This is a genomic window from Pseudomonas sp. G11 (assembly GCF_029457515.1).
Lineage (GTDB): Bacteria > Pseudomonadota > Gammaproteobacteria > Pseudomonadales > Pseudomonadaceae > Aquipseudomonas > Aquipseudomonas gorinensis.
Genome location: NZ_CP120377.1, coordinates 7,075,723 through 7,098,905, shown reverse-complemented (window position 1 = coordinate 7,098,905; position 23,183 = coordinate 7,075,723). Strand labels below are relative to the sequence as shown.

The 23,183-nt window shown below is 55.5% G+C and carries 20 protein-coding genes; 9 read left to right on the top strand and 11 right to left on the bottom strand.

Going from position 1 to position 23,183, the window contains the following annotated elements:
• Window positions 1-320: 320 nt before the first annotated feature.
• From P2T68_RS32690 to P2T68_RS32675, 4 genes are all read right to left on the bottom strand, one after another.
• On the bottom strand, window positions 321-1,988 hold the full coding sequence (locus P2T68_RS32690; RefSeq protein WP_277378810.1) for a ThiF family adenylyltransferase: 1,668 nt from the start codon (window positions 1,986-1,988) through the stop codon (window positions 321-323).
• 8 nt (window positions 1,989-1,996) lie between these two features.
• Window positions 1,997-3,166 (bottom strand): CBASS cGAMP synthase, encoded by a 1,170-nt coding sequence (locus P2T68_RS32685; protein WP_277378809.1) that lies wholly within the window; start codon window positions 3,164-3,166, stop codon window positions 1,997-1,999.
• Window positions 3,150-4,181 carry a CBASS cGAMP-activated phospholipase gene (locus tag P2T68_RS32680; protein WP_277378808.1) on the bottom strand — a complete coding sequence of 344 codons (1,032 nt, stop codon included), beginning with the start codon at window positions 4,179-4,181 and terminating at the stop codon, window positions 3,150-3,152. The genes P2T68_RS32685 and P2T68_RS32680 overlap by 17 nt, the downstream gene beginning before the upstream one ends.
• Window positions 4,182-4,636: 455 nt before the next feature.
• The gene (locus tag P2T68_RS32675) at window positions 4,637-5,665 is read right to left on the bottom strand and encodes an IS30 family transposase (protein WP_019818564.1); all 1,029 of its coding nucleotides are present in this window, start codon (window positions 5,663-5,665) and stop codon (window positions 4,637-4,639) included.
• Window positions 5,666-5,958: 293 nt separating this feature from the next.
• On the opposite strand from P2T68_RS32675, the gene P2T68_RS32670 reads away from it, so the two are divergent.
• The 4 genes from P2T68_RS32670 (at window position 5,959) to P2T68_RS32655 (ending at window position 9,191) form a co-directional block, all read left to right on the top strand.
• Window positions 5,959-6,474, top strand: coding sequence for a hypothetical protein (locus P2T68_RS32670; RefSeq protein WP_277378807.1), 516 nt, complete (start codon window positions 5,959-5,961; stop codon window positions 6,472-6,474).
• Window positions 6,467-7,138, top strand: coding sequence for a hypothetical protein (locus P2T68_RS32665; protein ID WP_277378806.1), 672 nt, complete (start codon window positions 6,467-6,469; stop codon window positions 7,136-7,138). The genes P2T68_RS32670 and P2T68_RS32665 overlap by 8 nt, the downstream gene beginning before the upstream one ends.
• 197 nt (window positions 7,139-7,335) lie before the next feature.
• The gene (locus P2T68_RS32660; protein WP_277378805.1) at window positions 7,336-7,665 is read left to right on the top strand and encodes a hypothetical protein; all 330 of its coding nucleotides are present in this window, start codon (window positions 7,336-7,338) and stop codon (window positions 7,663-7,665) included.
• A gap of 152 nt (window positions 7,666-7,817) precedes the next feature.
• Window positions 7,818-9,191, top strand: a complete 1,374-nt coding sequence (locus P2T68_RS32655; protein ID WP_042910153.1) for an IS1182 family transposase — start codon at window positions 7,818-7,820, stop codon at window positions 9,189-9,191.
• 613 nt (window positions 9,192-9,804) lie between these two features.
• On the opposite strand, the gene P2T68_RS32650 is transcribed toward P2T68_RS32655, so the two are convergent.
• Together P2T68_RS32650 and P2T68_RS32645 are read right to left on the bottom strand one after the other, a co-directional pair.
• A complete protein-coding gene (locus P2T68_RS32650; RefSeq protein ID WP_277378804.1) occupies window positions 9,805-10,689 on the bottom strand; it encodes a DUF4435 domain-containing protein in 885 nt (294 codons plus the stop codon).
• A complete protein-coding gene (locus P2T68_RS32645; protein ID WP_277378803.1) occupies window positions 10,690-12,072 on the bottom strand; it encodes an AAA family ATPase in 1,383 nt (460 codons plus the stop codon).
• Between the two features lie 320 nt (window positions 12,073-12,392).
• On the opposite strand from P2T68_RS32645, the gene P2T68_RS32640 reads away from it, so the two are divergent.
• Window positions 12,393-13,766, top strand: coding sequence for an IS1182 family transposase (locus P2T68_RS32640; RefSeq protein WP_042910153.1), 1,374 nt, complete (start codon window positions 12,393-12,395; stop codon window positions 13,764-13,766).
• Window positions 13,767-14,316: 550 nt separating this feature from the next.
• On the opposite strand, the gene P2T68_RS32635 is transcribed toward P2T68_RS32640, so the two are convergent.
• Window positions 14,317-15,225 carry a LysR family transcriptional regulator gene (locus P2T68_RS32635; RefSeq protein ID WP_277378802.1) on the bottom strand — a complete coding sequence of 303 codons (909 nt, stop codon included), beginning with the start codon at window positions 15,223-15,225 and terminating at the stop codon, window positions 14,317-14,319.
• 117 nt (window positions 15,226-15,342) lie between these two features.
• Here P2T68_RS32635 and tam point away from each other — a divergent pair, with 117 nt between their 5' ends.
• On the top strand, window positions 15,343-16,104 hold the full coding sequence (gene tam / locus P2T68_RS32630) for a trans-aconitate 2-methyltransferase (RefSeq protein WP_277378801.1): 762 nt from the start codon (window positions 15,343-15,345) through the stop codon (window positions 16,102-16,104).
• A 24-nt stretch (window positions 16,105-16,128) separates the two neighbouring features.
• Here the strand turns inward: tam and P2T68_RS32625 are convergent, their stop codons facing one another.
• On the bottom strand, window positions 16,129-16,692 hold the full coding sequence (locus tag P2T68_RS32625; RefSeq protein WP_024077670.1) for a cysteine hydrolase family protein: 564 nt from the start codon (window positions 16,690-16,692) through the stop codon (window positions 16,129-16,131).
• Between the two features lie 96 nt (window positions 16,693-16,788).
• Between P2T68_RS32625 and P2T68_RS32620 the strand changes: the two genes are divergently transcribed.
• The 3 genes from P2T68_RS32620 (at window position 16,789) to P2T68_RS32610 (ending at window position 19,786) form a co-directional block, all read left to right on the top strand.
• Entirely contained in the window at window positions 16,789-17,760 is a 972-nt protein-coding gene (locus P2T68_RS32620; RefSeq protein WP_041161034.1) for a GlxA family transcriptional regulator, read from the top strand.
• 171 nt (window positions 17,761-17,931) lie between these two features.
• On the top strand, window positions 17,932-19,041 hold the full coding sequence (locus P2T68_RS32615) for a DUF3182 family protein (protein ID WP_277378800.1): 1,110 nt from the start codon (window positions 17,932-17,934) through the stop codon (window positions 19,039-19,041).
• Window positions 19,031-19,786: an alpha/beta fold hydrolase gene (locus P2T68_RS32610; RefSeq protein ID WP_024077667.1), complete on the top strand. Its 756-nt coding sequence runs from the start codon at window positions 19,031-19,033 to the stop codon at window positions 19,784-19,786. The genes P2T68_RS32615 and P2T68_RS32610 overlap by 11 nt, the downstream gene beginning before the upstream one ends.
• Window positions 19,787-20,073: 287 nt before the next feature.
• Here P2T68_RS32610 and P2T68_RS32605 read toward each other — a convergent pair whose 3' ends face one another.
• The 3 genes from P2T68_RS32605 to P2T68_RS32595 are packed head-to-tail and all read right to left on the bottom strand — an operon-like array spanning window position 20,074 to window position 23,073.
• Complete coding sequence (locus tag P2T68_RS32605) at window positions 20,074-21,030, bottom strand: lysylphosphatidylglycerol synthase domain-containing protein (protein WP_277378799.1); 957 nt, start codon at window positions 21,028-21,030, stop codon at window positions 20,074-20,076.
• Window positions 21,020-22,300 (bottom strand): cardiolipin synthase ClsB, encoded by a 1,281-nt coding sequence (gene clsB / locus P2T68_RS32600; protein WP_277378798.1) that lies wholly within the window; start codon window positions 22,298-22,300, stop codon window positions 21,020-21,022. The genes P2T68_RS32605 and clsB overlap by 11 nt, the downstream gene beginning before the upstream one ends.
• Window positions 22,297-23,073 (bottom strand): endonuclease/exonuclease/phosphatase family protein, encoded by a 777-nt coding sequence (locus P2T68_RS32595; protein WP_024077664.1) that lies wholly within the window; start codon window positions 23,071-23,073, stop codon window positions 22,297-22,299. The genes clsB and P2T68_RS32595 overlap by 4 nt, the downstream gene beginning before the upstream one ends.
• Window positions 23,074-23,183: the final 110 nt, after the last annotated feature.

The following is a 23,183-nucleotide window of genomic DNA, read 5'->3' as shown; positions in this document are numbered from 1 at the left end:
ATCGACGCCTGAAGGAGATGGGGTGATTTCTGGGTGTGTGTGCCATTCGCCCAAATAATCCATCGTTTTTTCACTAACATGCCATTGCTCCAAGGCGATTTGCTGATGATGAGCAGACCTGTCAAATCGGAAGCGGCGGCGTCGATCGGTCAACTGCGGGACTGTAACTCGGACGATGTGAAGGTGTGGACCTTTCCGGTATCCCAGTAAAATCCCCCCGGCTTCGGATTTGTCGCTTCGGTCTTGGCGGTACCTATCCATGGTCTGGAGAGGCTCGTCTTCTACAAGAATTTTGTGATTATGTGGTGAGGCTTCCCACACTATTGCGGTTCGCATGCAGGACAGCCTTTGATCTTCGAGAGGTTTTTATTTTTTAAGCTGAACACGTCGGCGTTTGCTGTGGCGCGCGTTCTGAAGCATGGAGTAGGCGATCCCTGTAACCAGTCACAGACCATCTCTGTGGCCAGTGCCGCAGCATGTAGAGGTGCAGATACCGCGTAAGGTGTGTACGCGCGGCAGCCATCCGTTCTGCGAACAGACGGGTTTTTGAGTACCCGATAGCGTTCTTGCCGATGAGCATTGGCACTGGGAACGAGAAGGCAGCGATAGCACCCGCCGCCTTTGTCGTCAGTCCAAAGCGCTTGCACTGCCTCCCCGTTACCACGGATCCACACATGTAAAACAGGTATGTGGCTTTTTCGCTGTAATCGCAGGCCGTTAAGGAGTTCGCTGACAGCTTCCTCGCCGGTCGCGTCAATTATCAACTCCGATCCCCATAGCCCCTGATGAGCAAATACGCTGCCTGTGATCGCCTCAATCTTGCTATGGGGAAACTGACGATTCAAATCAGCTGCAAGTGCAGTGGCTTTGAATTCGAAAAGTGACGGGTAGCCAAGTATGTGACGGCCTAAATTTTCTGGCCCTATCCGGTCTGGATCAATCAGTTTCAAACCGCCAAGTTTCCCTGTGCCTGCACCTAGGCGCAGCATTGCATGAGCGACAAATGAGCCGATGGCTCCGCAGCCCACCACGGTTACCCTTTTATTATAAAGATCTGGGAAATGCAGGTTTCTGCTGTGAACAAACTGACTGCTGACTTGCTCGATGGATAGCCGGATTAGAGGTGTTTCTCCTCCCTTGTTGTGAAGCCATTGCCTATAATGATTGGGGCTTCGGCTGTAGCCTTTTCTTTTTAAATGGTCCAGGTTGAACCCAAAACCGATCCAGCCGACAGGCGTGTTGATGGCAAAAGAAACATACTTGAATTTCAGGTAGTCAGGTTCAGAGAGGATCTTCTGGACGCTTGCTGAAAGAGCCTTATCCCAAATGCGTAACCAAGAAAACAATTCCTTAACAGTCCCTGGCATGGCCTTTGGTACTGCTGGGGAGATATCGGTTTTCAAAAGCCAGCAACGAAGACTTGAAGACTTTAGCGTCCCACCCAACGACGATGCTAAGGTTTCTGCTTCTTCACGTCCGCTCGAGATGAACACACGCTTCTTGTTGGATTTTTCGATGATGAAATAGTGCGCGTATAGGTCTTTTTCGTTCGTGTGGCCCAGGAGGACGTCCCATGGGACGCTCGTCTGGCCATATTCCCAATGAGCGGGAAATTCATCTCGAATGTCACTGTCTCGGTACTGGGGGTCCGTAGCGATTCGATCGAGTATCGCAGTCGCTTGGTTGAGGCACTGCAACACAGCGGTCGAGGGATCGTATCGATCAAGCGTTACGGAGCCGGGTGCGAAGTAGCAGAGATTACCCAACACATCGATGTGCGGCATCAGTTCAGGGAGGAAATCAGGACGATCCAATATGCAGATCGCCGGATAGCTCAGGAAATCCCAATCTTTGATTGTGAGTTTGACTGACACGTCGCCTTTTTTACACGCCAGCACCCCTTTAAAGGCACGCACCGGTAGCTTGGCAGCTACCGGTGTAAAGCCACGCGCTCTGAGCGCCCGTAAGGTTTCGCCTAAAGCGCTCATAGGGTTCGTCAGCCTGCACTACTGGACAGAACGACGGGTGGGGCTACTTTTTCTGGAGCGGTGTTGCGGATCGCATCCGCTTCACCACCCACCTCTATTAGTGTGGCGTCCCAGGGCATTCGGCTGCCGAACTGGGCTCTCATTTGAGTCACCGCTTGGTCTTTTTGATGCTCTCGCATCATCCGGCTTTCGTAGATTGCGGTTCCCAGTTCGGCAAAACGACGCGCAGCAATTGCACGGTCAGGCCCCTCAAGGCGGTTGAAATCCTCTTTCTTATCATCTATCCCGGCTTCCCTTATCTCGCCCTTGAAGACAACACCCAAATGTTTGGCTGCTGCTTCAGTTACTAGGTCATCGCGACCGGATTGGGAAACAAAGTTCTGGGCAACTGCAATCATGATCGATACGGATGTTGGGCCGCCGTTATCCCAATGCTCGTCCCGCCAAGCCTTGAGGTAGCGACATACTCGACGCAGTTGTTCGCCATGCTCTTCGACGCGGTCTCGAAACCAGTTTGCTACTGCTTCCGGATCAGACTCACGCCATTCGCCACTACGAGTAGCCATTGCAATATGGTCAAGATCTTTCCACTGCTGCGACTGATAGCTTTCATCCATGGCACGGGCATTTGCGATGTATTCGATGCCATCCAGCATCGCTTTCTCAAGCGAGACCCGCTCGGTAATGGCCTCGAACTCTTCTTCCGGTGCAGCGTACAGGGGAAGGTCGATATGGGCCCAGTCGGCAATTTGAATACGTATGCATGTTTTTTTGCCAGTGATCAGGTCCCATTTCTCTGCCTTGCACAGGTCTTTCAGCAGCTCTTCGACCAGAGAAAAGTATGCTTTGGCCATCTGGTGGGGCGGGCCATTTTCCTCCCATACAGTGACAGGGAGGTAAACACCATAATCCCAGTCCATTTCTTGAACTGGGGACTTGGCAGGCACGACGCACGTGTTATAGGACCAGGACCCTTGAGTTCTGAATCGTGGTTCCACCACATGCTCCATGCCTAAAATAGTTTTTGTAGCTGCACGAATGCGTGGCTTCAAATGTTCACGAACCTTGTTTTTGCATTCCATCAAGAACTTGCGCTGCTCTCGCGTAGGTGCAATTCGATCCTCAAACACATTGGCGTCCGCGCCACCCTTATGGAAGAGCTTATTCAGTTTCAGCATTTTCACGACTCCCTTGGGTAGCGTTAGGGCCATAGAAGAACTGCGGCGGTGATGACCGGTGAGCAAGGAAAGGTTGAAACTCATCCTTACCCAGCCAAAACTTAGATTGCTCAGAGGCGGCGCCCAGCAGGGCCTCTTTTGCGGGGCGGTCTGCTTTATCGAGCGCGACTGCGCTAGCGCGCTCGTCAGTTAAGGTTTCGTCGATATGGATGTAGCGGCCAGGAAGACGGTGACGAAGCATAAAGTCGCTCAGCGACTCAAGAACTGATATGGATAGTCCAAAGAGACGCTTGGGCGTATTTGTGGGGTTGATGCCTCCCCAGTCATAGGTACCCCCATCACGATTGCGGCCGGGGTTGGCGGTGAACTTCGAAGACATGGTACCGATGGAAAGCAGGTGCACTGTCTCGGAAGATTGACGGAAGAATGTCTGCGCTTCGTGGTCGGCTAACAAGCCTGGAGCATTGGCATACAATCCTCCATCGACGTACTGGTTGTTATTGAATGTGTGCCGAGGGAAATAAGCAGGAGCGGCGCTCGTGGCTAAGGCGATGTCTACCAGCCGAAATTGATGGTCGCGTTTGAAGCTAGGATGGTGTGAGGTCTTGAAAACTTGAGGCTGTCCGCTCGAGTAGTTGATTGCCGGGATGAGCACTGGGTGTTTGCAGTCGCCCAGCGTACGTTGACCGAAGAGCGACGGAGCACTGAGCAGGCTCTGCAAAGGTTTTGCAGAGTACGGTGCTCTCAGCATACCCATCAGAGAGAATCGTCGTTTGAAGATTTCTTCTCCATGCTCAACAAACAGATCAACCATAGTCTTCGCAGGAATACGGGAAGCGATTGCCAAGGCAAGAATGCCGCCGATAGAGGTGCCTGCTATCAAGTCAAATCGGGTAGCTATGGGCGCCCCAATCTCCTCCTCCAAATCCGCGAGAATCTTGGCTGTGTACAGCCCCCTAAAACCACCACCTGATAGCGCTAGAATTTGAAAGCGCTCTTGCTTGGCATCAACCACAGTACTTCTCCTAGCTAGTGGATAGTGGGTAAGAAGCATCGTTTTGATTCGTCATGCTCAACTCCCCAAAAACCCCAATATGTGGGCTTATCCTTCCATGCAAACACAACATAGTGTGGTTTTAGTGGGCTTGCAAGGCCTAGGCCTGTGGATAACTTGTTAGTATGTATATGGATACAGTCTATAAGCCGCAGGCTATACGGGCTGAGGCCTTCAAGAAAAAAACTTTGTATCCGGAATTTTTTTTGGACGTCGCTGTGGATAATTTTTGACGCCTGAAAAACGACACGGGTAGCTGTGGATAACTTATGGCCTGCTGACCCTTGCACCACTAGACGGACGGGCGAGATCTTAATTTTGCAGAGGTTTCAGTTAAGCCCGAATGCCCATTAATTGGTGAAAGTGATGACGGCCTAAGAAAGACCTGGCGGTTGCAGAAGCTGAGTGCAACACGGTTATTGATTTGAAGCTGGAGCATGATGCCGCATAGCCATGGCTTCCTGCATCACCTCGCCCATGACTTCGATCGGGCACTTGAAATCGAAGCGTTTACGGGGGCGCATATTCAGCTCCAAGGCGATGGCATTCAATTGCTCTTGACTGTGTACCGACAAGTCAGTCCCCTTGGGCAGGTACTGGCGGATCAGGCCGTTGATGTTTTCGTTGCTACCGCGCTGCCAGGGGCTGTGCGGGTCGCAGAAGTAAATAGCGACCCCTGTCTGCTGGGTGATTTCAGCATGCCGCGCCATCTCCCGGCCCTGGTCGTAGGTCATGCTCTTGCGCATCGCCAGCGGCATGCTGTTGAGCGCTGCACTGAAGCCCTCCATCGCCGAGGTCGCCGTTGCGTCGTTCATCTTCATCAGCATCAGGTAGCCACTGGTGCGCTCCACCAACGTGCCTACCGACGAGGCGTTGGCCTTACCCTTGATCAGGTCGCCCTCCCAATGCCCCGGCATCAGCCGGTCTTCGATCTCTGGCGGGCGAACATGAATGCTGACCATCTCAGGGATCTGGCCGCGCCGATCCACGCCACCAGAGCGCGGCCGGCGCGTCGTCTTGCCTTGGCGCAGGCAGACGATCAGCTCCTTGCGCAACTCGCCGACCGGCAAGGCATAGATCGCGTTATAGATCGTCTCACGACAGACGTAGGCATCTCTGAGGTTGGGTATGGTCATGCTGCGCAGCTTGCCGGCAATCTGCTCGGGAGACAAACGCTTACGCAGCATGTGGGCCACCAGTTCGAAGCGCTCGCTGCCCGGCACAAGCTTGCGCTTGGGGCGACAAACCTGGCGCCGAATGTTCATCTGTTGCTGGGCGCAGCGGGCCGAGTAAGCACCACTACTGCCTCGATTGCGCTTCAGCTCTCGGCTGATGGTCGAGGGCGACCTGTCAATCAGGCGAGCAATGCCGCGCAGGCTGAAGCCTTGAGCTTGACTGAGTTGAATGATGGCGCGCTCTTCGACGCTGAGTTCGGAATAGGACATAGGGGCAGCACCGTACCGGAAAGGTCAGGTGTTGCACTCAGTTTTCGCGGCCGCCCCTGTTTTTACGTATCCCGATGATCTGGTGCGTTGATCGGGCGGTTTGGGTCATGAGGGAGGGTCGCATTCAGATCATGCTACGGGGCCGGACAGCCAAGCAGCTTGGGAGATCGAAATGGATCTAGCATTTTCACGCACGCTGCGCCGAGATTGGGCACTAACGTTCGAAGTGCATGGCCTTCTAGCTTTACCATAACCTCCTCGGGATAGCATCATGGCTTCATGGGCCTCTCCAAATGCAGTACCAGTTAACGGAATATTACATAGTGGAAAACGATACGGTATTGCAAGATGAAGACTTTCCAGTAAGGGTGCTGGAACAGATCAAACGGTTGAAATCGGAATTGTTCTCCGGAGTCGGACTAGTCTTCTACTGTCACCTTGAAGAGTTGCCGAGCGTGCCCTTGGGACATAGCAACGCGATGAAGCCAGATCTTCCGATATTTGGGGTCGAGGCCATATCGCGCATATTAGCTAAAGTGTCAGACTACGCGTCACCTTGGCACGACGGATTCCACATGATCGACGTGACGTCAAAATCTCTCACACATCTTTCACAGTTTCTAGCGCCTCCATTGACGGGCTTAGCACAGCTTCCAGAGGATCTGCCTAATGGTGCAAGGCAGATGACAGCGCTGCTGATATCCCTAATACCCGGCATTGCATATGTAGGTGTGCTCAGTACGAGTAACGAGGTTGTTGTGTACAAAAATGGTAGGACCCTAACGCGAGCAATTGAGAAAGATGAATAACTTAAGCCTCACAGAAACCGAACTGCAACGCTTATTGAAGGTATACGTCAGCCTGGTTTTAGCTGTCGCGATCTTTCTTTATTTCATCCTGCTACTTTTAGGATATGAAATGCTTACCGCCGGGTGGCGTGCCATTTCATATGGTTTAACTATTATCACGTTCCTATTCGGTGTTTTTTTCAAGCTGGCGTGGAAATTCCCGTGGATTGCGCGATGGATGCGAAGACCTATAGTACATGGAGTATGGCGCGGTACACTTAGCTCAGACTTTCAACAGACCGGTAAGTCGCCGTTACAGATCCCTATCATCTTCGTAATCCGACAAACGTATTTGACCATATCGATAGAGTCATTCACGAAGTCTCAAGAAGGGGAATCGAAACTCGAAGCGTTGATTCAAAACGGTAGAACTGAGGCTACCCGTCTTTGTTATGTTTTCGAACTTAAAAGGTTATACCAAGGTGAAAACAAGCTTACCACTGGGGCAGGTGACCTCCGCCTGATCAATGATTCTAAAAATCTCAGAGGTCATTACTGGACCAACTCACCGACCTTTGGGGAGCTCCAGCTGGGGCTAATTTCCCGTGAATGTGCTGGTGTGGATTGTTACGAGGTGGCTGAACGGAAATGGCCGTCTACTATCATCAATATCACCTCAGCTTAGATAATTCGGTGCTATCTGACTGATTCCTTGAATCGTCTCGAACTCCGTAGACGCACCGAGTGACTACTTTTGGCCGCCCACTGCCGGTTATGGTTGCAACCAGCTGTCAGTGGAACTGAAGAAGTCGCCCAAGCTAGCGGCATGTTCAGCTCTGTTAGAATTGCGCTGGTCGAGTGATCAGACCCTTGAGAAGCAGCATGAACAAAGAATGGACTGAAGAAGAGATGCGCCATGCGTTGTTCGGCAATGCTGAAATATCTGCGCCGGTGAGCAACGCCTCCGTGAAAGAAATCCAACCGGGCGTTGCTGCCGTGCCTGTATCAAGAGTGGCGAAAAATAAGGTCTCCAGAACCTTTACCTCGAGACTTGTAGTGACGCTCCGTGTGAGCAATGAGTTTGAAGGAAGGACGTTTGAGATCGTCCATGAAGCCGATACTCTGAGTACGCTGCTAGCAGAGCAGGAAGCCACCAAAGCAGCTAGGAAAAAATTCCGATATGTAGAAGTGGTGTCGGTCAAGCCGATGTAAATCATGTTTCCCAGCAGGTGAAAAGACAGTCTGCTGTTGGCTGAAAGCGATCTGCTTGTTACGGCAGTTTTCTGCCGATTCTGTTGAAAAAGTAGCTCCCCTGGCCGACCTCCGGCAAAATCTCTTCATTGGCCGGAGGGGGATCACACAGCATGATGGGACAGTTATCGAGTGGGCAGGAGCGACTGTTTTACTCCTTCAACCTTGAAGATCACATCCCAGCCAATCACCTTCTGCGCAGCATTGATCGGTGTCTCGATCTGAGCGACCTGCGCCATTACCTCGCTGATTTCTATAGCCCGATTGGGCGCCCTTCAATTGATCCTGAACTGATGATCCGCATGCTGGTCGTGGGCTACTGCTATGGCATCCGCTCCGAGCGGCGGTTGTGCGAAGAGGCCCATTTGAACCTGGCGTATCGCTGGTTCTGCCGGTTGAGCCTTGAAGATGAAGTACCCAATCACTCGACGTTTTCCAAAAATCGACACGGCCGTTTTCGGGACAGTGATCTGTTCCGCTGGTTGTTCAATGAAGTACTGCGTCGCTGCATGGATGCAGGGTTGGTCAAAGGCGAAGGCTTTGCCGTGGACGCCAGCATTATCAAAGCGGATGCCAGCCGGCAGCGCGGTGTACCGGGCGATGAACAGGTCAACTGGAGCGATCCGGCCCTGAGCACCCGCGCCGTGCGTGAGTATCTTGAGGCACTCGATGAAGAGGCTCTGGCCGAAACGCTACCGAAGCGCCTATCGCTGACTGATCCTCAAGCCCGCTGGACCGCAGCTCCAGGTGGCCCAGCGTTCTACGCTTACTCCACGAATTATCTGATCGATACCGAGCACGGTGTCATCGTGGATGTGGAACCCACACCGGCTCATCGCACGGCCGAGGTCGAGAGCACCAAGATCATGATCGACCGGGTCGAGGCGCAGTTCGACATCAAGCCGGAACGCCTTATTGGCGACACCGCTTACGGAACCGCGCCGATGCTGGCCTGGATGGTGGAGGAAAAAGACATAGAGCCGCATGTGCCGGTATGGGACAAAACCGAGCGCAAGAACGACAGTTTATCGAGCAACGATTTCCACTGGAATGAGGAGACTGAGGAATACCGCTGCCCAGCCGGCAATGCCTTGCGCAGCGAATGGCGTGCCTTCAAGAATGAGCGTTCGCACGTCACCAAAGCCAACACCATCATCTTCCGATCCCGGCAGACCGACTGCGTTTCCTGTCCGATGAAAGCCAAGTGCTGCCCGAACACGGCGTTCCGCAAGATCGCTCGCAGCGTCCATGAAGCCGCTCGTGATGTGGCTCGGCGCATTGCAGCAACGCCGGCGTATCAGCGCTCTCGCCACGAACGTAAAAAGGTCGAAATGTTGTTTGCCCACCTCAAGCGCATCCTGAAATTGGATCGCTTGCGGCTACGTGGCATGAGTGGCGCGACCGATGAGTTCACGCTGGCGGCTGCGGTACAGAACCTGCGTCGACTGGCCAAACTCACATCTCAAGGGCCACCTGCCACGGGATAGGTGCGCCTGCACGAAGCAAAAAACCTCAAATTAACCCAATAACAGAGCAGCAAAGGTCAACGAAGGGCCGAGAAACCACTCAATGTGGTGAGTAGGTTCTCCGGGGGGAGCCGTGCCTGAGTTCAGGCGAACTGAAAATCCGACTTTTTCAACAGAATCTGCCAATAGCAGACACTTGCAATCGACCGCTACCGGAAAATTTAGTGACAGAGTAAGCTATAGTTTTGGCTGAGCGCTTAGTTAGCGCTTGAGGCTGAGGGAGGGGTCAGCGTCGGACTGCTATGACTTATGCCAGAATACAAAGCTTGGAAACTTCGACGAAGAAGTCGATTTCGAAACGGTTCCGTTGATCATCAAGCGAGGGGGCGAGACCAACTTCACTCGCACGATGAGGGGTTTGAGATCTACAACAGGAAAACTGGAGCATTAAGCAACACAGCAAAACCCTAAGAGTAGCGTCGGTTCGAAAGTGCCCGTGCGATTTAGAGCTGCTCATGGTTCGATTTAACGATTGCTCTGAGGGCCCATATGTTCTCCATCTCACGTATTAGTGAATACGTCTTCCTTGTATAATTTAGAGCCCGTCCCTGGGCAAAAACAGTAGCCAATCGCTTTAGCTGGAAATAAAATTTCTTCCTTCCATAACTTCCAACAGACAGCGCTTCAGGTCTGCAAGTCGATCAAGCCTGCAATACTTTGCAAGTTTGAACATCAAGCTTTCTGTATTAACAGTGGCGCATCCCTTTGAACGTATAAAATGATCTAAAATAGGAAGCAAAAAATCTTTCCCTGACACACCGTCGACAGCATCAATTTGTGCGGATTTGAGTTCGACCTCACCTCTAATTCTCTGCCATTCAATTTCACCAACTTGAGCAACGCAAGCCTGCTTAACGAACTCATCTAAAGTCATAATTTTTCCGATATCTACTACTGGCGGTTTTTTTCGACCTTGTTGAGTTATTACTGAACTATGACCATAAGAAACAGTTTTTAATTCAGGACAAGCAACTCTTGCAGCAGCAAAGGTTACAAATAAATTTTTTAATGCATCCACAGAGACTAGTGCTTCATGCCATTCGAGATCCGTTAGCGCCTGCTCCCGCATTACAGTGCCAGAAGACTCAACGATAAGCTCGACCGTTGCATTCTTACAAATCAAATAGTTCTCAATGCAGTATGCTCGATGCTGGAATAAATTAGTCTTCCCCACTTCTCTAACGCCTAAAAATAGATCAAGATCTCCATCAATAATAAAGAGAGCAGGAGTACTATGATCAAAATCCTCACAGTGGTTTAAGACATTTTTTCTTCCGTTTAGAGGGATAATTTTACGAATCTTCTTTTCGCCCTCAATCATTCGATTTAACAGTTCAAAATAAAACGCTTCAGAATTACTATCCTCAACATACACTTCAATAGGCTGAAGCTGTCTATAAAGCAATCCTATACTTTTAGACGCTGCGGATGACCAGGTCAATATTGATACGCCTGACATTCATATGCCTCCATTCAGCGGCACGTAAAAACTATTTCTACCTCCGATGATGGCCGGAGAATGCGTGGCCAATATTATTTGCAGATCTGGCCCTGCCGCTTGAACGGCTTCTAGGAACATGTCTTGCCAAGAAATATGTAATGATAGCTCTGGCTCATCCACAATAAATATACCACTTTGAGGGAGGAGGTCGTTTAAGCATAAATGAGTCAGCATAATCAGGATTTGCCGTTCTCCTGAAGACAAAATAGTCAGTGGTCGCTCAGTTCCTGAGATGCTAATAGAAACTTCGCCCCCGCTTGTAATTTCGATATTTTTACTAGTTTGCTTCAAAAATAAATTTATTAAATGCTCAAGCTTTGCCAGATCACTACTAATTGCGGTCTTGGCCTGCTCATACTCCTCGATCATTTTTAGAAGCCGATCAATTCGAGCCATCTGATGGCTATTCGAGAACCACTTACCTAGAATCTTAGAAGATTCAAGTGATAACACATCAGACTTCCCCGAAATAGGTATGCCGCTTACACCTTTTTTTCTTGATGTTGCACTAGATTTAGCAGCATCTGAATTATGTTTATCAAAAACTTCATAAACGCTTTTGGAGAGAGAGATCAAATTTTCAAAGAAACTATCATACATTTGTTCAAAGTCATCAGACTTGAACTCCAGCGCGAGCAGTGCAGCCTTAATTGTTTTCTGCTTGAGCTTAAGATCTCGAGGCGTATTACTCTTGGGCAGAGACGCTCCAGAGCTCTCGTGAGCAACATGAAAGGAGTCTAGAATAATTCGATCTCTAAGCTTCTTATCTTCTAATGCCTGACTATCTTTTACCTTCGAGCTTTTTTTGGTAATAAGTTGCAGCGCCTCATCCATGCCACTATCTACATCTGTTTTCTTTTGCTTCTCCTCCCCCCAGAAATGAGAAATCGAAACAAAGTCGCTGGGGGAGGCAGCTTTGATAAAACGTCGATCCAAGCTCAAAAACATTGGAGGCGGAAGAGAGCTAATGAAGCCAAATACTTTATTGCTTCTGAATTTTTTGGCACTAACTCGTTCTCGAGAACCTCGAAATTCCTGCAGACTGGCAATAAGCGTTTCGCTTGGCAGTGTAGAGACGCTGAGTTCCAGCACGTCCCCAACCTGCGTGGCAACAATATCAAAACTCAGACTCTCAGAGACAGTCAAAGTTAATTTTGCCTCAGAAAAACTCAACTCAGCGAGCTCTTCAATAGATGGTTTCAGCATAGAAACCATCATGTTTAGGGCAGTGGTTTTTCCTGCACCATTAAGACCTGCAATAAAATTGACATCCTGATTAAACGATATATTGAAGTCTAAGTGATTGTGTACATTTTTTGCTTCGAATCGTAAAAGCTTCATGAAAGCATCCATTTTACATGAGAACCCCATAATTTAACGTGATAGACCACGTAGCACAATGCCACCAATCTCAGGACGGAAACCTCTTTTCCTTTGGCTTACTGAATCACAGCCCGCACTTGGCGGTGCAATTCCGTCATGCTAAGCAACGGTAGCTGAGCTCGCCGCTTCTCAGTGCTGAAGTCTTCCATCGAGTTCATCGCTGTAGCGATTTAATGCCCGCTGGGAATGGCCGCTTCTGGCCGATTCTGTTGAAAAAGTAGCTCCCCTGGCCGACCTCCGGCAAAATCTCTTCATTGGCCGGAGGGGGATCACACAGCATGATGGGACAGTTATCGAGTGGGCAGGAGCGACTGTTTTACTCCTTCAACCTTGAAGATCACATCCCAGCCAATCACCTTCTGCGCAGCATTGATCGGTGTCTCGATCTGAGCGACCTGCGCCATTACCTCGCTGATTTCTATAGCCCGATTGGGCGCCCTTCAATTGATCCTGAACTGATGATCCGCATGCTGGTCGTGGGCTACTGCTATGGCATCCGCTCCGAGCGGCGGTTGTGCGAAGAGGCCCATTTGAACCTGGCGTATCGCTGGTTCTGCCGGTTGAGCCTTGAAGATGAAGTACCCAATCACTCGACGTTTTCCAAAAATCGACACGGCCGTTTTCGGGACAGTGATCTGTTCCGCTGGTTGTTCAATGAAGTACTGCGTCGCTGCATGGATGCAGGGTTGGTCAAAGGCGAAGGCTTTGCCGTGGACGCCAGCATTATCAAAGCGGATGCCAGCCGGCAGCGCGGTGTACCGGGCGATGAACAGGTCAACTGGAGCGATCCGGCCCTGAGCACCCGCGCCGTGCGTGAGTATCTTGAGGCACTCGATGAAGAGGCTCTGGCCGAAACGCTACCGAAGCGCCTATCGCTGACTGATCCTCAAGCCCGCTGGACCGCAGCTCCAGGTGGCCCAGCGTTCTACGCTTACTCCACGAATTATCTGATCGATACCGAGCACGGTGTCATCGTGGATGTGGAACCCACACCGGCTCATCGCACGGCCGAGGTCGAGAGCACCAAGATCATGATCGACCGGGTCGAGGCGCAGTTCGACATCAAGCCGGAACGCCTTATTGGCGACACCGCTTACGGAACCGCGCCGATGCTGGCCTGGATGGTGGAGGAAAAAGACATAGAGCCGCATGTGCCGGTATGGGACAAAACCGAGCGCAAGAACGACAGTTTATCGAGCAACGATTTCCACTGGAATGAGGAGACTGAGGAATACCGCTGCCCAGCCGGCAATGCCTTGCGCAGCGAATGGCGTGCCTTCAAGAATGAGCGTTCGCACGTCACCAAAGCCAACACCATCATCTTCCGATCCCGGCAGACCGACTGCGTTTCCTGTCCGATGAAAGCCAAGTGCTGCCCGAACACGGCGTTCCGCAAGATCGCTCGCAGCGTCCATGAAGCCGCTCGTGATGTGGCTCGGCGCATTGCAGCAACGCCGGCGTATCAGCGCTCTCGCCACGAACGTAAAAAGGTCGAAATGTTGTTTGCCCACCTCAAGCGCATCCTGAAATTGGATCGCTTGCGGCTACGTGGCATGAGTGGCGCGACCGATGAGTTCACGCTGGCGGCTGCGGTACAGAACCTGCGTCGACTGGCCAAACTCACATCTCAAGGGCCACCTGCCACGGGATAGGTGCGCCTGCACGAAGCAAAAAACCTCAAATTAACCCAATAACAGAGCAGCAAAGGTCAACGAAGGGCCGAGAAACCACTCAATGTGGTGAGTAGGTTCTCCGGGGGGAGCCGTGCCTGAGTTCAGGCGAACTGAAAATCCGACTTTTTCAACAGAATCGGCCGAAAGCAGTCATTAAATGCTCTACAAAATGAGGTGCTATTCAGTTAGGCGAAATGTTTCGCATGGAGTCTAGCGCCGGTTTCTTGTGATTACCGGGCATGTGCCTCAGGAAGTATTGTCGGTTTAGGCAGATACGGGGCTGGTCTCAATTTTCGCGGAGGCGAAAATATACCTGTGCTCTCTATTCGTTAAGTTTAACCCGTCTACATCTCCGAAAATTTACGTATTTCTTTACATTTCCTGTAAAAAAACATCAGGTTTACTGGTCATTAATCTAGTTTATAGCCTGCATGGTATTTACTACCATTTTAAGGTCGCAGACCCGCAACGAGCGATACTCAAGAACCCCCCGCTGGCGCAGGCCGCGGGGGTTTTTTATGGCTGTTGATCAGGCGTCTGTTGCCGCCGTGGTCAGCACCATGTCCTTGAAGCGCCGCAATACGGCCGAGTCATCACCGGCTCGCGTCGCCAGGTGGAGCGGCGCCACCAGGTTCCGGCAATCCGTCAGTGGTCGATAGACGATGCCGTCTCCACGCAGCCGTTGCATCGACGCCGGCACGATGGATACGCCAAGGCCCGCTGCCACCAGGCTCAAGGTTGCTGTCATGCGCGGCGCTTCCTGCACCACTTGCGGGCTGAACCCCGCTTCACGGCAGGCCACCAGGATCGCGTCATACAAACCCAACCCCACGCGCCGTCGATAGAGTACGAAGGACTCAGTAGCCAGTGCCGCCAAAGGCAGGGGGGAGGCGGCGTCGAGTGCCAGGGGATGATCGGTGGGCAGTGCCAACAACATGGGCTCCACGAGGATCGGTTGGTCCTGCAGCGATTGAATCCCGCTGAGCGGTGAGCGGATAAAGGCTGCGTCGAGTTTTTCATGCACCAGCGCATCCAGCAGTTCGCCGGTACCTGCTTCCTCCAGCACCACCGAGACGCCCACGAAGGTTTCGCGAAACAGCCGCAGCACACTGGGCACGAATGGGTGCAGGGCGGCCGAACTGGTAAACCCGATGGCCAGCCGTCCGCGCTCACCTCGGGCAGCGCGACGCACGACCTCCGCCACACCGTCTACACGTGCCAAGACCTCGCGCGCTTCCTCCAGCAACGCCAGCCCGGCAGGGGTTGGGCGCACGCCACGGGGCAGGCGTTCCATCAGCACAACGCCCAGCTCGGCCTCAAGGCTTTGCAGCAGTCGCGTCAGCGGTGGCTGCTGCATCCCCAAACGTTCCGCCGCGCGGGTGATATAGCCTTCTTCGGCAATGGCGACAAAGGCTCTGAGTTGGCGCAACTCCAACATAGGGATACTTTTCAGGTATGGGAGGTCGTCAATCCTGGCATTTGTTCTCATGGCTCACAAGATTTAGGCTGTCTTCACCCTTTAAAAAGCCGCCTCTAAAAAAGAAGGAAAGCCGCGATGACCTGGTCTGCCAAGCAATACACGATGTTTGAACAACAGCGCACTCGCCCGGTTCGTGACTTGGTCGCGGCCATTCCCAATACCGAGGTGCGCACCGCTGTCGACTTGGGCTGTGGCCCTGGCAACTCCACTGAAGTGCTGGCCGGGCGTTTCCCACAAGCGCAGGTCACCGGTATGGACAGCTCCGATGACATGCTGGTCGACGCCCGTAAACGCCTGCCGGGGCTGAACTTCGAACGGGCGGATATCGGTGCCTGGAGCCCCGAGCATGCCTTCGACGTCATCCTGGCCAACGCCTCCCTGCAATGGCTGCCCGATCACGCCACGCTCTACCCGCACCTGGTCAACCAACTGACGCCCGGTGGCACGCTGGCGGTGCAAACCCCGGACAACCTTGATGAGCCTGCCCACCGGCTGGCACGAGAGGTAGCGGCAGATGGCCCCTGGTCCGCGAAGATCGGTGCGGTCAAACACAATGAGCGGCACACCGCGAGCTACTACTACGAGCTACTCAGCCAACACTGCAGCATCGTCGACGTGTGGCGCACCACCTACCTGCATCCGTTGGCGGATCATGCGGCGGTGGTGGAGTGGTTTAAAGGTTCTGCATTGCGGCCATTTCTTGCGCCGTTGAGCGATGGGGAAAAGGCCGCATTCCTACGGGAATACCAGGCACGGATTACGCAGGCTTACCCAGCCCTGGGCGATGGCACCGTGCTGCTGCCGTTTCCGCGCCTGTTCGTCATCGCCACGCGCTGAAGCCAGCAGCATACGGGGGGGCGGTCACGCGGCCGCCGTTTGTGTCTTGAGGTATTCATCCGCCGACACCACGCCTGCATAGCCGAATGCCAGCGATGCCATATAAGCGTCATGCACCTGCGCCGCCGGGATGACTTTGCCATTGAATTCCAGGTCGCGGGTGGCGCAGGCGTCATGGATCAGCGTGACCTTGTAGCCCAGGTCCGCCGCCGCTCGCACCACCGCATCGATGCACATGTGGCTCATGCTGCCGACCACCACCAGTTCGGTAATGCTGCGTTGTTCCAACAGCTCACGCAGGTTGGTTTCACGGAACGCATTCACGAAATGCTTCAGTACCACTGGCTCATTGCCCTCGTTCAACACCTTGGGGTGCAAGTGCGCCCCCTCGGAGTTCGGTGTAAAGAAGGGAGCATCCTGCGAGGTGAACTCATGGCGCACATGTATCACCGCATCCCCCGCCTGGCGAAAGGCCTGGAGCACTTGTGCAGCCTTGTCCGCCGCGGCTTCCACGCCGCTGAGCGGCCACTTGCCCTGGGGGAAGTAGTCGTTCTGGATATCGATTAGGATGAGTGCTTGCTTGGCCATGGGTGTTGCCTCGTGATGGGTTGATGGGGCCAGTATCTTAGCTGGCGCCGCTGCCGAGGATTGGCTGCACCGACAATAACAGGGGGAAAACTGACAATGGCCGTGGAACGCTCGATCGTCGAGCTGGGTGTATTGATCTATCAAGGGGCGCAATTGGCTGCGGTGCATGGCTTGACCGACCTGTTCGGTGTGGCCAACCGGATCGCCGCCGAGCATCAATCCGCGCAACTGCCGCTGCTGCGGGTCAGCCACTGGCAGGTGGATGCCCAGGGTACCCCCGCGCGGGTATTCGACAGCCATCCCGGCCCTGACCTGCCGCTGATGGCCGTGCTGGTGCCGCCCTCGATTGGCGAGTTCACCGACGAGCAAGCGCCGCCCGCGTTACTGGCGTGGATTCGCCAGCAACACGCGGCGGGCACGGTTCTTGGTGGCGTGTGCATTGGTTCGATCATGCTGGCGCGTAGTGGCCTGCTGGACGGGCGCAGCGCCACCACGCATTGGTCCTCCGCCACATCCTTCGCCGCTCGTTACCCAGCCGTACGCCTGGAAGCGGATAAACCGATTGTCGATGACGGCGACCTGATCACGACCGCCGGGCTGATGGCCTGGTCCGAACTGGGCCTGCGCCTGGTTGACCGCACCATGGGCCCGAGCATTGCGGCCCAGACCGCCCGGTTCCTGGTGATCGCGCACAGTGACAGCGCCAGCCACTGCGGCAGCAACTTTGCGCCGATCCTCGGGCACGGCGACAGCGCGATCCTCAAGGTGCAGCACTGGTTGCAGGCCAGTGGTGCGGTGGATGTCAGCGTGGCGGCAATGGCCCAGGAGGCGGGTCTGGAAGAGCGCACATTCCTGCGGCGCTTTCGCGGCGCAACAGGGTTGAAGCCCACCGAATACTGCCAGCACTTGAGGGTCGGCAAGGCTCGGCAGATGCTGGAGTTCACCAACGGCACCATCGACCATATCGCTTGGACCGTGGGTTATCAGGACCCCAGTGCCTTTCGCGCCACCTTCAAGAAAATCACCGGCCTGGCCCCCAGTGATTACCGCAGCCGGTTTGGGGTGTGAATCGTGCAGAACGCCGCGTCCATCCGCGGCTGTCGTGCAGAATCAAACAGGCCAACTGCCATCGCTTTTCAGCTAACCACTTGATTTCCACGCCATCGCCTTGAGCCAGGCCTTGGCTTGATCCCTGCAACAGTGTCTGCACACACATGGCGGGACAATCAAGGGGGACGCATGACCCCAACGCAGCGCAAAAAGCTGGTCGTTGCCCATTCCACGCGGGAGGGCGCGCCCCAGCATGAAGTCGAAACCAATCGCGCCCTGGCGCGCTGGCTGGCGCAGATCCTCGGCCTCAAGTTTGGCGGCAGCTACGACCCCAACCGGCACGCTGGGCGTGATCTGTATGTGCTGCCCACCCAAACCCTGGTCGGCCCGGACCAGGCGCGCCCATTCGGTATTAGTGGCCCTGACGACCTGTGGGGCGGCTATGTCGATCACGACTTCATCTGTACCAAGGCGATCAGTCACGGCGTGTTGGGCCCCGAAGCCGTCGCCCCGGAGGGCTGGTCGACGTTATTTGGTGAGCGCGTGCGCGATGTGGTGTTGGACGGCCTGAGCGTGTTTGCCCTCAAGGATGCGCGGGAAGCTGCGACACGCCTGCTCTACAGTGGGCCGATCCGGTTGAAGCCTGTGCACGCCAGCGCCGGGCGTGGCCAGCAAGTGATCCGTAGCCTGGATGAGTTCGACGCGTTGCTGGCGCGCCCCGGATCGGCACAGCTGTTCGACGACGGTGTGGTATTGGAACAGGACCTTCAGGATGTGGTCACTCATAGTGTGGGCCAGAGTTTTATCGGCGCGCACCGGTTCAGCTATTGCGGCGAGCAATACTTGACCCAGGACGGGCAGGGTGAAGAGGTCTACGGTGGCTCGAACCTGATCGTGGTCCCGGGTGACTACGACGACCTGCTCCAACTCGACCTGTCCGACGACGTACGCCTGGCCATCCGGCAAGCCCAGGTCTTCGACGCCGCCGCCCTTGAGGCCTACCCTGGTTTTTATGCCTCACGGCGCAACTACGACATCGCCCAGGGCGTGGACAGCAACGGCCAGCGTCGCAGCGGTGTACTTGAACAGTCCTGGCGCATGGGTGGGGCCAGCAGCGCGGAAGTCGCGGCGCTGCAAAGCTTCATCAACCACCCGGGCCTTAAAGCCATTCATGTGTCCTCGGTAGAAACCTACGTGGACCAGCCACTGCCGGCGGATGCCATCGAGGTTTACCGTGGCCCGGCCGAAAACAGCGACTTTCTTCTCAAGTACGTGACGGTTAAACCTTATGACGGCTAGAAGCGAAAGCATTGCGATCGACATCGACGGCGAACAGATGAGCGGCACGTTCTTGAGCCCCAAGTCCAAAGTGCCTGGGGTGTTGTTCGTGCACGGCTGGGGCGGTAGCCAGGAGCGTGATCTGGAACGGGCCAAGGGCATCGCCGGCCTGGGCTGCGTGTGCCTGACCTTCGACTTGCGTGGCCATGCGGGCACTGGCATTCCGTTGTCCCGCGTGACCCGCGAAGACAACTTGCGCGACCTGTTGGCCGCCTACGACCGCCTGCTGTCGCACCCGGCCATCGACACCTCGGCGGTGGCGGTGGTGGGCACCAGTTACGGCGGTTACCTCGCCGCCATTCTGACGTCGTTGCGCCCGGTGCGCTGGCTGGCGCTGCGCGTGCCGGCACTGTACCGCGACCAGGAATGGCTCAAGCCCAAGCGCGATTTGGACAAGGCGGACCTGATGGATTACCGCAGTACGCTGGTGCACGCGCAAACCAACCGCGCCTTGCATGCCTGCGCGCAATTTACCGGCGATGTGCTGATCGTCGAATCGGAAACCGACGACCATGTGCCCCACGCGACCATCATGAGCTACCGTGCGGCGTGCCAGCGGACACACTCCCTGACCCACCGCATCATCGACGGCGCCGACCACGCCCTGAGTGACCCAGTCTCCCAGCAGGCCTACACCTCGATCCTGGTGGACTGGATCACCGAGATGGTGGTGGGCGAACGGTTGAGCATCATCCAGTCCCAATAACCTGGCGCCCGCGAATTGGGCGCTCTGTAACCAGCGGGCTTGCCCTAATGCCGTTCAGTTAAGGCTTTTTTGTAGGAGCGAGCTTGCTCGCGAAGCACTCACAGGCGCCGCGTTCATTCAGGAAACACGCGTTATCGTTGACGTTTTTCGCGAGCAAGAACTAGGCGTCCCCCTCGCTCCTACAGAAGGCGATGTACGCTTAACTGAACGGCATTAGGACTTGCCCCGCGTTGGGCTGCGTAGCAGCCCCAAAACCAGCCGCTGAGGAGTGCCTGATCCTCCGCCTGTCAAGCCGCTGCCTTCTTCACCCGCAACGCCTTGGCCTTGGCTTCCACCGCGAGGTACATCACCAGCGCAATCAGCAACGGCAAGATAAAGTAGATCGCCCGATACGCAATCAACCCGGCGAGCAAGCTGCCCCGCGACGCCTCATGCTGCAACAGCGCAATAAACACCGCCTCCAGCACCCCAAGCCCGGCAGGGATATGGGTCACCACCCCGGCAATCGCACTGATCAGCAACACCCCCAGCACCAACGGGTAGTCCAGCTTCGCCGGCAGCAGGGTGAAAATCACCGCCGCCATCAATGACCAATTCAACGCACCGAGCGCCAGTTGCAAACACGCCATGCGCAGCGACGGCAGGTTGATCTCGATACCGCGAATCGCCCACGCGCGTTTTGTCGAAAACTGGCAGGCCACCAAGTAGCCCAGGCTCGCCAGCACCAGCAATACTCCGACACCTTGCAGGGCGCCGCTGCTGAGCTTCCAGCCCGGTGGCATTGTCACCAACCCGCTGCTGAACACGACGCCGGCCAGTGCCATATAGCCGAACCAATTGGTCGCCAGGCTCAAGCCGAGGATCTTGGCAATATTGCCGGTGCTTACCCCCAGGCGCGAATACAGGCGGTAACGCATGGCGATACCGCCGACCCACGCACTCAGGTTGAGGTTGAACGCATAGCTGATGATCCCCACCGGTAGGATCTGCTTCCAGCGCAGGGGCTGGCGGATGTAGGTGCGGCCGATCAGGTCGAAGCAGGCGTACACGATAAAACTGCACAACGTCAGCGTGCCGGCGATCAGCAAGGTGCGTAGCTTGAAGTCGCCCAAGGTCTGGAACACTTCGCTCCAGTCGATGCGCCGGGCGAGCAGGGTGAACAACACGATCAGCAAGAGGAAGAACGCGACAGTCAGCGGCTTCTTCCAGCGTGTAAAACGCGAGCGGTTGGCTTCAGCGGTCATGGGCCCGACTCTCAAAGGGTTTCAAACGCGGTTTGTGCGCCGGCAGCCAGCCCGTCAACGCCGGGAAATGGCGCATCACATGGAACACCAGGAAACCCACGGTCAAGCGCCAGAGCCACAGGCGCGGCGTGCGGTTTTCCGGCATGGTCTGGCAATGGTGCTTGCTGAGCACTTCGAGGCGTTCGTACAGCTGCTGGTTGAATGCCCGGTCGCGAATCAGCACATTGGCTTCCAGGTTCAGCGACAGGCTCAGCGGGTCCAGGTTGCTGGAACCCACGGTGCTCCAGTCGTCATCCACCAGCGCCACCTTGCCGTGCAGCGGGCGCTGGCAATACTCGTGGATCACCACGCCGTCCTTGAGCAGGTAGTCGTAGAGCATGCGCGCCGCCAGCTTGGCCAGCAGCACATCGGGCTGGCCCTGCATGATCAATTGCACGTGCACGCCCCGCCGCGCGGCGTTGCGGATCTCGCGCAGCAAGCGGTAGCCGGGGAAGAAGTAGGCATTGGCGATCACCGCGCGGCGCTGGGCTTTACTCAGGGCGTGGATATAAGCCTCTTCGATGTCATCGCGGTGCTGCACGTTATCGCGATAAATCAGGCGCACCAGGCCGTCGCCGTCTGCCGAGGTCCACAGTGAGGGGCGCCGGTCGCGGCGTCGCCAGCCGCGGCGGCTGCGTACTTTTCGGCCGCTTTGGGCCAGGGCAAAGTGATGCAGGTCGGCGACCGCCGGGCCGACCACCTGCACCGCGTAATCCTGCTTGGCCTCGGGGCCGTAGTCGCCCAAGTGGTCGGCAGAGAAGTTGATCCCGCCGATAAACCCTACTTGCGCATCCACCACCACGATCTTGCGGTGCAAGCGGCGGAACCAATTGGTGCGAATGCCGAGGGTCTTGGACGCCGGGTCGAACATCTGCACTATCACCCCGGCTTCGGCCAACTCAGCGAGGAAGGCCGGGCTCAGCTCGCCGCAGCCAAACCCGTCAAGGCTGGCGACGACTTTGACGCCGCGCCGTGCCGCATCGACCAGGATGTCCCGTAGCTCATGGCCAACCTTGTCTTCGAACAGGATGAAGGTTTCCAGCAGGATTTCCCGCTGGGCCTGGCGCATGGCGTCGAACACCTTCGGGAAGTAGGCCTCGCCGTTTTCCAGCAACTCGATCTGGTTGCCGCTCTGCCAGCCGTAATCCAGGTCCCGCGCCGAGGCTTCGTCCGGTGGCTGGTCGGTAGCGAAATGGGCGACGGCGACTTTTTCCAGTGGGGCACTGTTCATAGCTCGATCTCCACTGACAGGGGCGCGTGGTCTGACAAATGCGACCAGGGGCGGCTGTTCAACACCTGGGGCGCATGCGCCTTCACATTGCGCACATAGATTCGATCCAGGCGCAGCAGGGGCAGGCGCGCGGGGAAGGTGCGCGGTGGTTTGCCATGGGCCTCGGTAAACACTTCGCGCAGGCCGCAATGGCGCAGGTCGGCGCGCAGGCGCCAGTCGTTGAAGTCGCCGGCGACGATCAGCGGTGCATCGGCGGGAATCTGCGCCACGCGCTCGGCGATCAGGCGCAGTTGCTGCTGGCGATGTTTTTCCTGCAAGCCCAGGTGCACGCAAATGGCATGCAGTTCCTTCTCCTGCCCGGGCAAGCGCATCACGCAATGCAGCAGCCCGCGACTTTCATGGCCGCTCTGGGAGATGTCGAGATTGTCGTAGCGCACGATCTGGAACTTCGACAGCAGCGCATTACCGTGATCGCCATCGGGGTACACCGCATTGCGCCCATAGGCGTACTGCGGCCAGATGCTGTCGGCGAGGAACTCGTACTGCGGCATCGCCGGCCAGTTGCTATAGCGCTTGGGGTGGCGTTCGTGGGTGCCGTGGATTTCCTGCAGGAACACGATATCGGCCGCCACACTGCGTACCGCCTCGCGTAATTCCGGCAGGATGAAGCGCCGGTTGAGGGCGGTGAAGCCCTTGTGGGTATTGACCGTCAGCACGCGAAAACGGGTGATGGTGGTGGTGGGTGTCGGGGGGATCAGTTCCGAGTGAGTCATGCCAATCCCTCAGGTATCAGTCGTCTCCGGGAGGCGTTGCGTGACGCAATCAACCACGCGCGTTGCCGCCTGTAGTGCCCGCCGGAAATGCCGATATGAATCGCCGCCAT